Annotated in this window: 23 protein-coding genes; 3 read left to right on the top strand and 20 right to left on the bottom strand. The window is 68.0% G+C overall.

Annotated elements, in window-relative coordinates; translation table 11 throughout:
- Positions 1-3 precede the first annotated feature (3 nt).
- From G4X40_RS02520 to rplN, 5 genes are all read right to left on the bottom strand, one after another.
- Complete coding sequence (locus tag G4X40_RS02520; RefSeq protein ID WP_277829958.1) at positions 4-300, bottom strand: WXG100 family type VII secretion target; 297 nt, start codon at positions 298-300, stop codon at positions 4-6.
- 98 nt (positions 301-398) lie between these two features.
- On the bottom strand, positions 399-584 hold the full coding sequence (locus G4X40_RS02525) for a type Z 30S ribosomal protein S14 (protein WP_277829959.1): 186 nt from the start codon (positions 582-584) through the stop codon (positions 399-401).
- 1 nt (position 585) lies between these two features.
- Positions 586-1,152 carry a 50S ribosomal protein L5 gene (gene rplE / locus G4X40_RS02530; RefSeq protein ID WP_277829960.1) on the bottom strand — a complete coding sequence of 189 codons (567 nt, stop codon included), beginning with the start codon at positions 1,150-1,152 and terminating at the stop codon, positions 586-588.
- 1 nt (position 1,153) lies between these two features.
- The gene (rplX, locus tag G4X40_RS02535) at positions 1,154-1,471 is read right to left on the bottom strand and encodes a 50S ribosomal protein L24 (RefSeq protein WP_277829961.1); all 318 of its coding nucleotides are present in this window, start codon (positions 1,469-1,471) and stop codon (positions 1,154-1,156) included.
- The gene (rplN, locus tag G4X40_RS02540) at positions 1,471-1,839 is read right to left on the bottom strand and encodes a 50S ribosomal protein L14 (protein WP_277829963.1); all 369 of its coding nucleotides are present in this window, start codon (positions 1,837-1,839) and stop codon (positions 1,471-1,473) included. The genes rplX and rplN overlap by 1 nt, the downstream gene beginning before the upstream one ends.
- A 343-nt stretch (positions 1,840-2,182) precedes the next feature.
- Between rplN and G4X40_RS02545 the strand changes: the two genes are divergently transcribed.
- Positions 2,183-4,534 carry an arylsulfatase gene (locus tag G4X40_RS02545; protein WP_277829965.1) on the top strand — a complete coding sequence of 784 codons (2,352 nt, stop codon included), beginning with the start codon at positions 2,183-2,185 and terminating at the stop codon, positions 4,532-4,534.
- 88 nt (positions 4,535-4,622) lie between these two features.
- Here G4X40_RS02545 and rpsQ read toward each other — a convergent pair whose 3' ends face one another.
- The 12 genes from rpsQ to G4X40_RS02605 all read right to left on the bottom strand — a co-directional run bounded on the left by rpsQ (position 4,623) and on the right by G4X40_RS02605 (position 10,924).
- Complete coding sequence (gene rpsQ / locus G4X40_RS02550) at positions 4,623-4,910, bottom strand: 30S ribosomal protein S17 (RefSeq protein ID WP_277829967.1); 288 nt, start codon at positions 4,908-4,910, stop codon at positions 4,623-4,625.
- Positions 4,907-5,143: a 50S ribosomal protein L29 gene (gene rpmC, locus G4X40_RS02555; RefSeq protein ID WP_277829968.1), complete on the bottom strand. Its 237-nt coding sequence runs from the start codon at positions 5,141-5,143 to the stop codon at positions 4,907-4,909. Before rpmC ends, rpsQ begins: the two co-directional genes overlap by 4 nt.
- The gene (gene rplP, locus G4X40_RS02560) at positions 5,143-5,559 is read right to left on the bottom strand and encodes a 50S ribosomal protein L16 (RefSeq protein ID WP_277829969.1); all 417 of its coding nucleotides are present in this window, start codon (positions 5,557-5,559) and stop codon (positions 5,143-5,145) included. The genes rpmC and rplP overlap by 1 nt, the downstream gene beginning before the upstream one ends.
- Positions 5,560-5,561: 2 nt before the next feature.
- Entirely contained in the window at positions 5,562-6,368 is an 807-nt protein-coding gene (gene rpsC, locus G4X40_RS02565; RefSeq protein ID WP_277829970.1) for a 30S ribosomal protein S3, read from the bottom strand.
- A 2-nt stretch (positions 6,369-6,370) separates the two neighbouring features.
- Positions 6,371-6,766 (bottom strand): 50S ribosomal protein L22, encoded by a 396-nt coding sequence (rplV, locus tag G4X40_RS02570; protein ID WP_277829972.1) that lies wholly within the window; start codon positions 6,764-6,766, stop codon positions 6,371-6,373.
- Entirely contained in the window at positions 6,763-7,044 is a 282-nt protein-coding gene (rpsS, locus tag G4X40_RS02575) for a 30S ribosomal protein S19 (RefSeq protein WP_005518370.1), read from the bottom strand. Before rpsS ends, rplV begins: the two co-directional genes overlap by 4 nt.
- A 14-nt stretch (positions 7,045-7,058) precedes the next feature.
- Positions 7,059-7,895, bottom strand: a complete 837-nt coding sequence (gene rplB / locus G4X40_RS02580; RefSeq protein ID WP_277829975.1) for a 50S ribosomal protein L2 — start codon at positions 7,893-7,895, stop codon at positions 7,059-7,061.
- A 48-nt stretch (positions 7,896-7,943) separates the two neighbouring features.
- Positions 7,944-8,258 carry a 50S ribosomal protein L23 gene (gene rplW, locus G4X40_RS02585; protein WP_277829976.1) on the bottom strand — a complete coding sequence of 105 codons (315 nt, stop codon included), beginning with the start codon at positions 8,256-8,258 and terminating at the stop codon, positions 7,944-7,946.
- A complete protein-coding gene (rplD, locus tag G4X40_RS02590) occupies positions 8,255-8,917 on the bottom strand; it encodes a 50S ribosomal protein L4 (RefSeq protein ID WP_277829977.1) in 663 nt (220 codons plus the stop codon). The genes rplW and rplD overlap by 4 nt, the downstream gene beginning before the upstream one ends.
- A complete protein-coding gene (gene rplC / locus G4X40_RS02595; RefSeq protein ID WP_277829978.1) occupies positions 8,914-9,570 on the bottom strand; it encodes a 50S ribosomal protein L3 in 657 nt (218 codons plus the stop codon). Before rplC ends, rplD begins: the two co-directional genes overlap by 4 nt.
- 39 nt (positions 9,571-9,609) lie before the next feature.
- Positions 9,610-9,915: a 30S ribosomal protein S10 gene (gene rpsJ / locus G4X40_RS02600; RefSeq protein WP_003938093.1), complete on the bottom strand. Its 306-nt coding sequence runs from the start codon at positions 9,913-9,915 to the stop codon at positions 9,610-9,612.
- A 571-nt stretch (positions 9,916-10,486) separates the two neighbouring features.
- The gene (locus tag G4X40_RS02605; protein ID WP_277829979.1) at positions 10,487-10,924 is read right to left on the bottom strand and encodes a hypothetical protein; all 438 of its coding nucleotides are present in this window, start codon (positions 10,922-10,924) and stop codon (positions 10,487-10,489) included.
- Positions 10,925-11,344: 420 nt separating this feature from the next.
- On the opposite strand from G4X40_RS02605, the gene G4X40_RS02610 reads away from it, so the two are divergent.
- Both G4X40_RS02610 and G4X40_RS02615 read left to right on the top strand, forming a co-directional pair.
- Positions 11,345-11,950: a hypothetical protein gene (locus tag G4X40_RS02610; protein WP_277829980.1), complete on the top strand. Its 606-nt coding sequence runs from the start codon at positions 11,345-11,347 to the stop codon at positions 11,948-11,950.
- A gap of 107 nt (positions 11,951-12,057) precedes the next feature.
- The gene (locus G4X40_RS02615; RefSeq protein ID WP_277829981.1) at positions 12,058-12,540 is read left to right on the top strand and encodes a hotdog fold domain-containing protein; all 483 of its coding nucleotides are present in this window, start codon (positions 12,058-12,060) and stop codon (positions 12,538-12,540) included.
- A 69-nt stretch (positions 12,541-12,609) separates the two neighbouring features.
- Here G4X40_RS02615 and G4X40_RS02620 read toward each other — a convergent pair whose 3' ends face one another.
- From G4X40_RS02620 to G4X40_RS02630, 3 genes are read right to left on the bottom strand one after another with little or no spacing between them, the layout of a single operon-like run.
- On the bottom strand, positions 12,610-13,446 hold the full coding sequence (locus G4X40_RS02620) for an oxygenase MpaB family protein (protein ID WP_408642097.1): 837 nt from the start codon (positions 13,444-13,446) through the stop codon (positions 12,610-12,612).
- Positions 13,443-13,871 carry a hypothetical protein gene (locus G4X40_RS02625; RefSeq protein ID WP_277829982.1) on the bottom strand — a complete coding sequence of 143 codons (429 nt, stop codon included), beginning with the start codon at positions 13,869-13,871 and terminating at the stop codon, positions 13,443-13,445. The genes G4X40_RS02620 and G4X40_RS02625 overlap by 4 nt, the downstream gene beginning before the upstream one ends.
- Positions 13,868-14,500 carry a hypothetical protein gene (locus tag G4X40_RS02630; RefSeq protein ID WP_277829984.1) on the bottom strand — a complete coding sequence of 211 codons (633 nt, stop codon included), beginning with the start codon at positions 14,498-14,500 and terminating at the stop codon, positions 13,868-13,870. The genes G4X40_RS02625 and G4X40_RS02630 overlap by 4 nt, the downstream gene beginning before the upstream one ends.
- Positions 14,501-14,508 lie beyond the last annotated feature (8 nt).

Consider the following 14,508-nt stretch of genomic DNA (forward strand, 5'->3'; position numbering starts at 1 on the left):
CAGCTAATCCATGTTCAGTTTTGAAATGGCACTCGCGGACGTGACCTCTGCGGCGTCGTACTGGTCTGCGGCACGGTGAATGAGTGTTGCGTCGCCGGAGAGTGCACCGATGACTGCCCGGGCTGATTCCACCCACTCCTGCCACAGCGCCGCATGCGAATCGGAGGCCTCGCCGGTCCAATCCATCGTCATGACGGCCTCGGCCTCGCGGCGCAAAGACTCGACGTCATCCCAGAGTTCGTCGGCAAGAACCGACACCCGCGTCGCCGTCGCGTGCATGTGTGCAACATCGGTCCGCACGAGTCCCGCTATTCCCCTTCAAGAGAAGACAGCAGTCGCAACGACGCGAAAGGCGCGGACCCCGAACGGGATCCGCGCCTTTCGCAGTTCTTGTCAGCTCACCAGGAGCTCTTGTGCACGCCCGGCAGCTCGCCGGCGTGCGCCATCTCGCGCAGGCACACACGGCAGAGTCCGAACTTGCGGAACACCGAGTGCGGACGCCCGCACTTCTGGCAGCGCGTGTAGCCGCGCACTGCGAACTTGGGCTTCTTGTTGGCCTTGTTGACCAGCGCCTTCTTGGCCATCTCAGTTCTCCTTGAACGGGAAGCCGAGGTGCTTGAGCAGTGCACGGCCCTCTTCGTTGTTGGTCGCGGTGGTCACCACAGTGATGTCCATGCCACGCGGGCGGTCGATCGAGTCGACGTCGATCTCGTGGAACATCGACTGCTCGTTGAGGCCGAAGGTGTAGTTGCCGTTGCCGTCGAACTGCTTCGGCGACAGGCCGCGGAAGTCGCGGATACGGGGCAGCGCGATCGACACGAGCCGGTCGAGGAACTCCCACATGCGGTCGCCGCGCAGCGTCACGCGCGCACCGATCGGCATGCCCTCACGCAGCTTGAACTGCGCGATCGACTTGCGGGCCTTGCGGATCTCGGGCTTCTGGCCGGTGATCAGCGACAGGTCGCGGACGGCACCGTTGATCAGCTTCGCATCGCGGGCGGCGTCGCCGACACCCATGTTGACGACGACCTTGACCACGCCGGGGATCTGCATGACGTTGGCGTACTTGAACTCTTCGTTCAGCGCGTCCTTGATCTCGGCGCGGTAGCGCGCCTTGAGCCGGGGCTGCACCTTGTTCTCGGTGGAGGTCATGTCAGATGTCCTTCCCGTTCTTACGGGAAATGCGAACGCGCTTGCCCGTCTCGTCGTCCGTGCGGTAACCCACGCGGGCGGGCTTGCCGTCGGAGTCGACCACCATCACGTTCGAGACGTGGATCGGGGCCTCCTGGGTCACGATCCCGCCGCTCTGCGCGCCACGCTCGTTGGCGGAGACCGCTGTGTGCTTCTTGATCCGGTTCACGCCCTCGACGAGGACCCGGTTCGCCTGCGGGTAGGCCTGGATGACCTTGCCCTTGGCGCCCTTGTCCTTGCCCGAGATGACGAGCACGGTGTCGCCCTTGTGCACCTTCATCACAGCACCTCCGGGGCGAGCGAGACGATCTTCATGAACTTCTTGTCGCGCAGCTCGCGGCCGACGGGGCCGAAGATGCGGGTGCCACGCGGATCGTTGTCCGGCTTGATGAGCACGGCCGCGTTCTCGTCGAAGCGGATGTACGAACCGTCCGGACGACGGCGCTCCTTCGAGGTGCGGACGACGACGGCCTTGACCACGTCGCCGCGCTTGACGTTTCCACCCGGGATGGCGTCCTTCACCGTCGCAACGATGATGTCGCCGATCCCGGCATAGCGACGCGACGAACCGCCGAGAACGCGGATGCAGAGAATCTCCTTGGCACCCGTGTTGTCGGCGACGCGCAGTCGCGACTCCTGCTGGATCACTGATCTCTCCTAGACCTGGATTGTCGTACGTAGCGGATTACCGACCCGATACGCGCGGTCTGTTGCCAGAGAGCGCCGGCACATGCGGCGACCGTGTCCGGGCGCACGCTTACCACAGGCAACCGCCCAAGTGTAGGGAAAAGGTCCGCCGAAGCCAAATCGTCGCAGGCAGGAGGCGAATCCTCGCGAGCGCGACGGGCGCCGGAGGAGGTCGGCATCGCACTGTTGACCTTGCCACACAGTCGGCGAAGAATGCGAAGTCGAGTCGGTCGATTGTGAGCACCCGCCCCGGTCTGGTCTCCGGACGCGGCCGGGCAGCAGGATCCGTTCCCCGGGAGGGGCCATGGCGACGGAGTTCCACGGCAAGATCGCTCTCGACGTCCGGGATTCGGAGCCGGACTGGGCGCCGTATGCCGAACCGCGTGCACCGTCCGGGGCGCCCAACGTCCTGTTCCTGGTCTGGGACGACACCGGAATCGGCACCTGGGACCTGTTCGGCGGACTCGTCGAGATGCCGAATCTGCGCCGCATCGCCGACCGGGGCGTCCGGCTGAGCCAGTTCCACACCACCGCGCTGTGTTCGCCGACGCGCGCCTCGCTGCTCACCGGTTGCAACCCGACGTCGGTCGGGATGGCGACCATCGAGGAGTTCACCGACGGCTTCCCCAACTGCTCCGGCCGGATCCCCGCCGAGAACGCGCTGCTCTCCGAGATCCTCGTCGAACGCGGCTGGAACACATATGCGGTGGGCAAATGGCATCTGACCCCGCTCGAAGAGGAGAACCTCGCCGCGCGAAAGACCAACTGGCCACTGGGGCGTGGATTCGAGAGGTTCTACGGCTTCCTCGGCGGCGAGACCGACCAGTGGTACCCGAACCTGGTCTACGACAACCACCCAGTCGATCCGCCGGCCGGCCCCGAGGACGGCTATCACCTGTCGAAGGACCTCGCGGACAAATCCGTCGAATTCATCCGGGACGCCCAGGTCATCGCGCCGGACAAGCCCTGGATGCTCTACCTGTGCCCCGGATGCGGGCACGCGCCGCACCACGTCGCCGAGGAATGGTCCGAACGCTACCGCGGCCGCTTCGACATGGGCTACGAGCGCTACCGCGAAGTCGTGCTGACCAACCAGAAACGACTCGGGATCGTCCCCGCCGACACCGAACTGTCGCCGATGAACCCGTACCTGGGCGAGACCAGCGCCGACGGCGCACCGTGGCCGCTGCTGGACACGGTCCGTCCCTGGGAGTCGCTCTCGGACGACGAGAAACGGCTGTTCTGCCGGCAGGCTGAGGTGTTCGCCGGATTCCAGTCCTACACGGACGCGCAGATCGGCAGGGTGCTCGACCACCTGGAGCAGACCGCGCAGCTCGACAACACGCTGATCGTGTTGCTCTCGGACAACGGCGCCAGCGGCGAGGGCGGGCCGAACGGCACCGGCAACGAGATGAAGTTCTTCAACGGCTACCTGGACGCGATCGACGAGTCGATGGCCCACCTCGACGACCTGGGCAGCACCCGCGCGTACAACCACTACAGCGTCGGCTGGGCGATGGCGTTCAACACCCCGTACAAGCTGTTCAAGCGTTACGCCTCCCACGAGGGCGGCATCGCCGATCCGTGCGTGATCTCGTGGCCCGCCGGGATCGCCGCCCGAGGCACAGTGCTCGACCGGTACGTGCACGTCAGCGACGTCCTGCCGACGGTCCTCGACTGCCTCGGCATCAACCCGCCCGACACCGTGCGCGGGGTGCCGCAACACCCGATCGAAGGCGTCAGTTTCCTCTCCGCCCTGGCGGAGCCGAGTGCACCCACCGGCAAGCACACCCAGTTCTATTCGATGCTCGGCACCCGCGGGATCTGGCACGACGGCTGGTTCGCCGACACCGTGCACGCGGCCGCCCCCTCGAACTGGGGTGGCTTCGACCACGACCGCTGGGAGTTGTTCCACATCGAGGCCGACCGGAGCCAGGTGCACGACCTCGCCGCCGCCGAACCGGACCGACTCGAACAGATGCGCGCGCTGTGGTTCGAACAGGCCCACGCCTACGACGGGTTCCCACTGGTCGACCTCGGATTGTTGAACGTCCCGGAACGCACCCGCCCGGTGCTCGGCGGCGGCCGCCCGCGGCGCGTCTACTACGCCGACGGCGCGGAGGTCGGGCCCGGTGCCGCATTGGAGATCCTCGGCCGATCGTTCGCCGTGCTCGCCGAGGTCGAGGTGACCGATCCCGCGGCAGAGGGGGCACTCTTCGCACATGGCGGGCGTTTCGGTGGTCACTCGCTGTTCCTGCGCGAGGGCCGGCTGAGTTACGTCTACAACTTCCTCGGCGAGCAGGAACAGCCCGTCGCGGCCGTTTCGGCAGTGCCGACGGGGCGGCACCTGCTCGGCGTGCGCTTCGAACGCACCGGCACGGCAGCAGACGGACGCACGCCGGTCGGTGACGTCGAACTGTACGTCGACGACATCACCGTCGGCCGCCTCGACGGGATGCGGGTCCAGCCGCTGGTGTTCAACGGCGTCGGCGAGGGTGTGCGAGTCGGCCGCGACAGTCGGGCGCCCGTCACCTCGTCGTACCCCGGCCCATTCGCCTTCCGCGGCGGCACCATCGCGCAGGTGACCGTGGATGTCACCGGCACGCCGTACCGGGATCTGCAACGCGAACTCTCGGCCGCGTTCGCCCGCGACTGAAGCCGTACGGGGCGCGAAGCGCAGAAAGGCGGCCCGCCCCCATCGGGGACGGGCCGCCTCATCTGAAGAAACCGGGTGCTACGGCCGCTTACTTGGCCTTCTCGAGCACCTCGACCAGCCGCCAGCGCTTGGTGGCGGACAGCGGACGGGTCTCCATCAACTGCACGCGGTCGCCCACGCCGGCGATGCCGTTCTCGTCGTGTGCCTTCACCTTGGTGGTACGGCGGATGATCTTGCCGTAGAGCGGGTGCTTGACCCGGTCCTCCAGCTCGACCACGATCGTCTTCTCCATCTTGTCGGAGACGACGTAGCCGATGCGGACCTTGCGGGTCCCACGCTCTTCAGTCACTGCGTTGTCCTTCTGGTTCTCACTCATGCCGCGTCACCCGCATCCGGGCCGACCGCCAGGCCGAGCTCGCGCTCGCGCATCACGGTGTAGATCCGTGCGATGTCGTGACGGACCGTGCGCAGCCGGCGGTTGTTGTCCAGCTGACCGGTGGCCATCTGGAAGCGAAGGTTGAACAGCTCTTCCTTCGACTCGCGCAGCCGGGTGATCAATTCTTCCTCGGTGAGCTCACGGAGCTCGGAGGCCTGCGTTCCGTTAGCCATCAGAACTGCCCCTCCCTCGTCACGATCCGGCACTTGCACGGGAGCTTGTGCATCGCGCGACGCAGGGCCTCGCGGGCGATCTCCTCGTTCGGGTAACTCATCTCGAACATCACCCGGCCGGGCTTGACGTTCGCGATCCACCACTCCGGCGAACCCTTACCGGAACCCATGCGGGTCTCGGCGGGCTTCTTGGTGAGCGGGCGATCCGGGAAGATGTTGATCCAGATCTTGCCGCCACGCTTGATGTGCCGGGTCATGGCGATACGAGCGGACTCGATCTGCCGGTTGGTGATGTAGGCAGGCTCGAGAGCCTGGATGCCGTACTCACCGAACGACACCTGGGTGCCGCCCTTGGCATTACCCGTGCGGCTGGGGTGGTGCTGCTTGCGGTGCTTGACCCGCCGTGGGATCAACATCGTCAGCCCTCCTGGTTCTGCTGCGTCGGAGCGGCGGCCGGAGCCTCCGCCGTCGCGGTGGCCGCGCGGCCGGCCTCGGTGCTGGTGGCGGTCGTGCCGGACGCACCCGAGCGACGCGGGCGGCCGGACCGCTCACGACGCGGACGCTCCGGAGCGGCCGACTCGGCGATCTCGCGGCGTCCGCCGACGACGTCACCCTTGTAGATCCAGACCTTCACGCCGATGCGACCGAAGGTGGTCTTGGCCTCGTACAGGCCGTAGTCGATGTCCGCACGCAGCGTGTGCAGCGGAACCCGACCCTCGCGGTAGAACTCCGAGCGGGACATCTCGGCGCCGCCGAGACGACCCGAGCACTGCACCCGGATGCCCTTGACCTGCGGCTGACGCATGGCCGACTGGATGGCCTTGCGCATGGCACGCCGGAACGCGACACGGTTCGAGAGCTGCTCGGCCACGCCCTGCGCGACCAGCTGGGCCTCGGCCTCGGGGTTCTTGACCTCGAGGATGTTCAGCTGGACCTGCTTGCCGGTCAGCTTCTCGAGGGCGGCGCGGATGCGATCGGCCTCGGCGCCGCGGCGGCCGATGACGATGCCCGGACGCGCGGTGTGGATGTCGACACGGACCCGATCACGGGTGCGCTCGATCTCGACCTTCGCGATGCCGGCCCGCTCCATGCCCGTGGCGAGGAGCTTACGGATGGCGACGTCTTCCTTGACGTACTCCGCGTACTGCTTGTCGGCGTACCAGCGGGACTTCCAGTCGGTCGTGATGCCGAGACGGAAGCCGTGCGGGTTGATTTTCTGACCCACTGCTAGGCCCTTCCCTTCCGGCGGCCGCGTCCGGTGCCCTGCGTGGGAACGGACTCGACCTCGATCGTGATGTGGCTGGTGCGCTTGCGGATCCGGAACGCGCGGCCCTGGGCACGCGGCTGGAAACGCTTGAGCGTCGGTCCCTCGTCGACGTACGCCTTCGAGACGACCAGCGTGCCCGGGTCCAGGTCGAGGTTGTTCTCGGCGTTGGCGGCGGCGCTGGCCACCACCTTGGCGACCGGCTCGCTGGCAGCCTGCGGGGCGAACCGCAGGATGTTCAGCGCGTCCTCGACACTGCGGCCGCGGACCAGGTCCACGACACGGCGAGCCTTCATCGGGGTCACGCGAACGAACTTCGCGGTGGCCCGAGCAGTGGGGTTCACGGTTTCAGTACTCATCGACGCTTGCTCTTCCGGTCGTCCTTGATGTGACCCTTGAACGTGCGGGTCGGCGCGAACTCGCCGAGCTTGTGCCCGACCATCGAGTCCGAGACGAACACCGGCACGTGCTTGCGGCCGTCGTGGACGGCGAAGGTGTGGCCGATGAAGTCAGGGATGATCGTGGAACGGCGGGACCAGGTCTTGATGACCTGCTTGGTGCCCTTCTCGTTCTGAACGTCCACCTTCGCGAGGAGGTGGTCGTCGACGAACGGGCCCTTCTTGAGGCTACGTGGCATTGTCTAACTCCTCCCTAGCGCTTCTTGCCGGTACGACGGCGGCGGACGATCAGCTTGTCGCTGGCCTTGTTGGGCTTGCGGGTCCGGCCCTCAGGCTGGCCCCAGGGGCTCACCGGGTGGCGGCCACCCGAGGTCTTGCCCTCACCACCACCATGCGGGTGGTCGACCGGGTTCATGACCACACCACGGACGGTCGGGCGCTTGCCCTTCCAACGCATGCGGCCGGCCTTGCCCCAGTTGATGTTCGACTGCTCGGCGTTGCCGACCTCGCCGACGGTGGCGCGGCAGCGCACGTCGACGCGACGGATCTCACCGGAGGGCATACGCAGGGTCGCGTATGCGCCCTCCTTGCCCAGCAGCTGGATGCTGGCACCGGCCGAGCGGGCCATCTTGGCGCCGCCGCCCGGACGCAGCTCCACCGCGTGAACGGTGGTACCGGTCGGGATGTTGCGCAGCGGCAGGTTGTTGCCGGGCTTGATGTCGGCGGTCGCGCCTGACTCCACGAGGGCGCCCTGCACGAGGCCCTTCGGCGCGATGATGTAGCGCTTCTCGCCATCCCGGTAGTGCAGCAGTGCGATACGTGCGGTGCGGTTGGGGTCGTACTCGATGTGAGCGACCTTCGCCGGCACGCCGTCCTTGTCGTTACGACGGAAGTCGATCAGACGGTACGCGCGCTTGTGACCGCCACCCTTGTGGCGGGTGGTGATGCGACCGTGCGCGTTACGTCCACCACGACCGTGCAGCGGGCGGATCAGCGACTTCTCCGGGGTCGAGCGGGTGATCTCGGCGAAGTCCGAGACGCTCGCGCCACGACGGCCCGGGGTAGTCGGCTTGTACTTACGGATTGCCATGAGTCTTCTCGTCCTTACCTTCTACGAGTTCCGGTGGTGAGCCGCGGCTCAGCCGACCGGACCTCCGAAGATCTCGATGGGCTTGCTGTCGGCGGTGAGGGTCACGATCGCGCGCTTGGTGCTCTTGCGCTGGCCGTAACCGGCACGGGTCCGCTTACGCTTGCCCTGACGGTTGGCGGTGTTCACACTGCTCACGGTCACGCCGAAGATCTGCTCCACAGCGATCTTGATCTGCGTCTTGTTCGAGTCCGGGTGCACCACGAAGGTGTACACGTTCTGCTCGATGAGCCCGTAGGACTTCTCCGAGATGACCGGCGCGAGGATGATGTCGCGCGGATCGGACTTGATCTCCGCGATGGTCATGCCGTGGCCTCCTTCCGGGCGGCAGGGCCGGCGACGAAGGTGTTCAGCGCCTCGACGGTGAACACGACGTCATCGCTGTCCAGCACGTCGTAGGTGTTGAGCTGATCCGGGGCGATCGGGTGCACGCCCTCGAGGTTCTGCACGCTCTTCCACGCGGCGATGTCCTCGCGGCCGACGACCAGCAGGAGCTTCTTGCGCTCGCTGATCTGACCGAGGAACGCCTTGGCGCCCTTGGTGGACGGGGTCTGCCCCTCGACCAGTTCGGTGATCACGTGGATGCGCTCACTGCGGGCGCGGTCCGACAGGGCACCGCGCAGTGCGGCGGCCTTCATCTTCTTCGGGGTGCGCTGGCTGTAGTCGCGCGGCTGCGGGCCGTGCACCGTGCCACCACCGGCGAACTGCGGAGCGCGGGTCGAACCCTGGCGGGCGCGGCCGGTGCCCTTCTGCCGGTACGGCTTCCTGCCACCGCCGCGGACCTCGCCGCGGGTCTTGGTGGCGTGCGTGCCCTGACGAGCGGCGGCGAGCTGCGCGACGACGACCTGGTGCATCAGCGCGATGTTCGCGGTGACGTCGAAGATCTCGGCGGGCAGGTCGACGGTGCCGTTGGTACCGCCGTCGGCGGTGCGCACGTCGAGGGTCAGCTTGGTCGTCTCGGTCATGCGGAGACACCACCCTTCACTGCGGTCTTGACGATCACGACGCCGCCCTTGCGGCCCGGGATCGCACCCTTGATCAACAGCAGACCGTTCTCCGCGTCCACCTTGTGGATGCTGAGGTTCTGCGTGGTGACGCGGTCGCTACCCATGCGACCGGCCATGCGCATGCCCTTGAACACGCGGCCCGGGGTGGCGCAGCCGCCGATCGAACCCGGACGACGGTGGACGGCCTGCGCGCCGTGGCTGGCGCCCTGGCCGGCGAAGCCGTGGCGCTTCATGGTGCCGGCGAAGCCCTTGCCCTTGCTGGTACCGGTGACGTCGACGTAGCCGCCGTCCTCGAACAGCTCGGCGGTGAGCTCCTGGCCGACCTCGTAGGCGCTGGTGTCGGCGACCCGCAGCTCGACGATGTGACGGCGCGGGGTCACCCCCGCCTTGGCGAAGTGGCCGGCGACCGGCTTGTTGACCTTGCGCGGGTCGATGGCGCCGAAGGCGATCTGGACGGCGTTGTAACCGTCGCGCTCCTCGGTACGGACCTGGGTGACGACGCACGGCCCGGCCTTGACGACGGTGACCGGGACGACCCGGTTGTTCTCGTCGAAGACCTGGGTCATGCCGAGCTTGCTGCCCAGGATTCCCTTGATCTCGGTGTTAGTCATTTACGTATCTCCGCTGCGTCTCTCAAGCTCTCGCCGGGCTCACTGAATGTTGACGTCGACGCTCGCCGGCAGGTCGATGCGCATGAGCGCGTCGACGGTCTTCGGCGTCGGGTCGAGGATGTCGATGAGTCGCTTGTGGGTCCGCATCTCGAAGTGCTCGCGCGAGTCCTTGTACTTGTGCGGCGAGCGGATGACGCAGTACACGTTCTTTTCGGTCGGCAACGGCACCGGGCCGACGACGCGGGCACCCGTGCGGGTCACCGTCTCGACGATCTTGCGCGCTGACGCGTCGATCGCCTCGTGGTCGTAGGCCTTGAGCCTGATGCGGATCTTCTGTCCCGCCACGCTTACTGTCCTTTTCCTTGCCGCGGTCATGACGCCTTGTCGGCGCCATGTCGTTCATCTGCCCGGTCCTCGGCGAACCATCGCCACCGAGTCGTCTCGGCGGCCGGGCTGGACCATGTGGCCCGGCGGTGGCCCTCGCCTCCGCCATCGGACAGTTGAACGCATCGACCCGCCTCGAGTCCGAGCTCGGTCCGCTGCCGCTGTTCATCTGTCATGGTCCACCGGTCCACGCGGTCGGGCGTGTCGCCCTCCCACTCATTCTCCGGCGCAGAAATATCCCCTGAATCAGGGTATTTCGCGCCGCAGAACGCGAACCGGATGCGCTCATACGAGCACTGGTGGTTCCTGGTGCGTCTGCTCGACCTGCGAAAATGCTCTCCAGAATGCGAAAACATCGATCACATGGCGATGCGGCACTCCAGCTTGTCGACACCGAGTGTCGCCGATCGAGTACCGCGTCGCCGGTCAAGGCAACCCCAACAGTATGCCCGAAGTGTCCTTGCTGGCCAAATCGGACTTCCGCGTCCTCGATCGAGCCCTCGATGTCGCCCGATCATCGACGCCGGCACGGTCACAACTGGACCGACTGGACCCCCTGCGCGCCGGAGAGCAACGCGCGGCTGAAGACCCGATAGGGCTGCCCCGGCACCGACTCGGAGAGATCGAGCACGATCTCGACCCGGGCGTTGTCCAGGGTTCCGACACCCTTGGCCTTGTCCTGTGTCCAGTCCGTCCAGTCGATCGCGGAGATCGTGCTGGATGCGTCGTCGCAGTGCAATCGGACGGCATACGGCCGGGACTCGTACTGTCCCGCGCAGCCCACCACCAGCGACGGCCCCACCTGTGTCGAGGTCGACCCCGCGATCGCGTCGGTCTGCCCCAGGTCGGCGGCGGCGGCGACGCCTGCTCCGACCAGGGGGAAGGCCGCGGTCGCGAGCAGGACGGCCAGCGCGCGGGCCGGCGCACGGCGCAACCGCACAGTCGCGCCGTTGTGGTTCGGTGTGGTCACGATCGTGCCCTCCCGGACGTGCTCCCCCAGCGGCATCCGGAGATGCCCGACCGGCGGGCGGTCGTTCGGCGACCGTCACCGGGGGAACGGCCACCGGTCACCGCTGGGTGACCGGTTGGCGCCGCCTGGGGGCGCGGGTCTCGCGTTCGATCCGTGGTGGCGGCGCCGCTCGTTCCGGCCCGGCCGGCGCACACGGCGATCGGTCGGGCCTTACCTGGCTACCACAGTTCGCCTCGCCGACGCGAACGCACATCGGGCCGGAGTGAACGGACCCACAGGTCGCGGCGGCGTGTGGCGTTTGCCGCGAATGTCCCCGAACCGCCATAGTGTTCGGCGGCGCACGCCATGTGCTTCCGATCGGCGTGACGCTCCCCTGGTGCACCAACGGCCTGGGGACTTACGACTATCGAGGGGATAGAAATGCCCGTCTCGTTCAAGCACCTGGGCCGCAGCGTCACGCTCGCCGCGCTGACCGCATCGGCCGTGGCCGTGGGTGGCGCGACCGCGAATGCCGCGCCGGCACCGACGGCCGCACCGGTCTCGGTGAGCACCGACATGGCCGCACACTCGGTGACCGCGACGCTGGCCGACGGCTCGTTCGCCGCGAACAAGGCCGCCCGTTCGATCGACGTCGTCGATGCGCGCGGCGCCACCGTCGAGTCGATTCCGCTGACGGTCGCCGGTACCGCCGCACCGATCGTCGCCTCGATCAGCCGCGACGGCCGCTCGCTGACGGTCCAGGCCACGCCGGCGTCCGCACCGGTCGGCCACCTTCCGGCCGGCAACGGGCTGGTCAAGGCGGCCGGGACCGACACCTTCAACACCCTGATCGGGCAGTGGATGTGGGGCGTCGAGCACGGCGGCGGCGTGGGCGCGGTCGTCGGCGGGCTGCTCGGCTGCCTGTTCATCGGCTCCCTGGGCTGCCTGCCCGGCGCCGTTCCGGGCGCAGCGATCGGCGGTACCGTCGCCAGCCCCAACTCAGGCCAGATCAACGGGACGTTCATGAACCTGATCAACGGTCGCTGACCTGGTTCGTCAGCACGACGGCCGTCACCTTACTTTGGAGTAAGGTGACGGCCGTCGCCGTTTCCGCCGCCGACCCGCCCGTCCGCCGGACCCGCCCAGGAGGATTCATGCCCGCCACCGCCTCGCCGACCTACCGGGGGTGGCTGCGGCTGCCGGACAACCGTCTCGGCTCGGCGCTGTTCTCTCTGGGCATGTGCGTGCGCGTGCCCTACTTCGGCACCGTCATACCGCACGTGCGGGTGCTCGAACCGGGCCGCTGCGAGGTGACCGCCCCGAAGTGGTGGGGCGTGCACAACCACCTGGGCACCTTCCACGCCATCGCTGCCTGCAATCTCGCCGAGGTCGCCATGGGGATGCTCTGCGAGGCCACCGTGCCGACCACGCACCGCTGGATCCCCAAGGGCATGAGCGTCGAGTACATGGCCAAGGCGACCACCGGACTGCGCGCGACCGCGGTGCTCGACACGGTCCCCGACTTCGCCGCGATCACCGAGGGCACCGAACTGGTGGTGCCGATCGGCATCGTCGACGCCGCCGGCACCGAGGTGGCGCGCGCCCGGATCACCACCTGGGTCACTCCCGCGCGATGACGACGGAGCCGATCCGGCTGGGCGCCAACCGTTTCGGGTGTCGGATCAACGATGCCGGACGGGCGCCCCTCAGACGAGCGGACGGCCCTTGCGAATGCGCCGCCGCAGATCCCACATCGCCACCCGGAACGGCAACTCCCGCACCACCGCTGGACTGAGCCGGTCGACCGGGCCGGCGACCCGCCAGAACAGGTCGAACAGGCCCTGGCGCCGCGGCCCCCAGGGCAGGCGCATCTGCTCCCGGAAGTGCTCCGGCAGAAAGCCCGTCGTGAAGAACTTGTTGACCGGCCCCGCCAGCAGCTGCAGCGGCCGTGGCAGGAACGTCACCGTCGCGATGCCGACGAGGTAGTCGCGTACGGTGTCGTCGATCTGCGCCTGCTCGAGCGACCGCGTCCAATATCGCTCGAACGCCGCCCGGTCGGCCGGCCACGCGTCGCGGGGCATCTGCAGGGTGGTGCCCAGCACCGCGCCTGCCTGATAGAACCCGTCCTCGTGCTCACCGAGCGGGCCCTGCGTCAGCCGGTAGACGTCCTCGAATCCGCGGTACAGGCAGGCCGCCACCCACGTCTGCAGGTCGACGTCGAAGGCGTTGTACTGCACCGGACTGTCCGGCGTGGAGCGCACCTGCGCGTGCCCCGGCCCCATGGCCCGGCGGAACGCCTGCCGCTCCCCGTCGGTGCCCAGCAGCGCCACCGCGAGATAGGTCAAGGTGGTGCGGGTGCGCTTGACCGGGTGCAGATACAGGTTCCCGCTGTCGACCCGACTCTCGACCACGCCGTAGCCGACTCCGGGCCGCGACAGTTGCATGATGACGTTCGCCCCGCCGCCGAACAGCCCGAACATGCTCATGCCCCGACGCAGCACCCGGCCCGGGTCGGCGTCACAGGGTTGTGTGGGGCCGTTCATCCTCGACCGTCTCCTTCTGGTGCTCCGTCCGGGCTTTCTCGAGTCCCACCGATCGACGACTGAGTCTGAGACCACCCCCGGCGCAACGCCGTCAGCGGTGACAGCAGCCAGTCGGCGGTGCCGACCACCCGTTCGGCGCCCGACAACAGGGCGTCGACGTTGCGCTGGGTGCGGGCCAGCGCGCCCACGACCGTGTCGATGGTCCCGATCGAGGCGGCCAGCCCGTCGAGGAGCCCGCCGAACCGGTCGATGGTCTCGTCGAAGCGGGCCAGCACCCGGTTGAACTCCTCCAATGACAGCGACAGGTCACCGGCGACGCCGTCGATGCGCCCGATCGTCTGGTCGGCGTTGAGCGCCGCCTGGGTGAGCCGGCGGATGCGTCCGCTGGGTTCGAGCGGTCCCCCGCCGTCGCCCGTCACGCTCACTTCGGCTCCGCGCCGTCGAGCAGCCACCGTCCGCCGTCACGGACCAGCGTGACGACCATGCGGCTGGCGTCGGTCCGGCCCTGCGGGGCGACCACGTTCTTGATCTGCTGGTCCAGGAACACCACCACGACCGCACGGTGGTCGTCGACGCTCGTGACCCCCGCGTAGTCCACCTTGCCGGTGGACGTGCCCTGCCCGTTGCGCAGCAGATCCGCCAGCTTCGCCGCGACGTCCTTGTACTTTTCGCCGAACTGCGGGGTCGACTCCGACAGCACCTTCTTCGGGTTGTCGTCGACGTGTCGGTAGTCGTAGGTCGCCAGGTCGACCGTGTACTGCTGCGCGCCGGTCAGCGCGCTCGCCCGCAGATCGTCGAGGTGGCGCTCCTGCGCGTACCGGTAGCCGAACCACCCGGTCGTCGCGGCGAGCGCCACGATCAGCACCGCGGGGACGAACACCCGCGGCCGGCGGGCGGCACGCAGGATCCGACGCAGCCGGCCCTCGTGCTGACGGCTCGCGTCGGCCGTCGTCTCGGGCGCAGTGGCGTTCGGCCCTGTTGTGTCACCGGCGCTTTCGCTGCCGGTTGCCTCTGTGCCGGTTGTGACCGTGTCGGTCGTGGCGGTGGTGCTCAATGCCGGAT

Source organism: Speluncibacter jeojiensis (genome assembly GCF_029589495.1).
Taxonomy (GTDB): Bacteria; Actinomycetota; Actinomycetes; order Mycobacteriales; family Mycobacteriaceae; genus Speluncibacter; species Speluncibacter jeojiensis.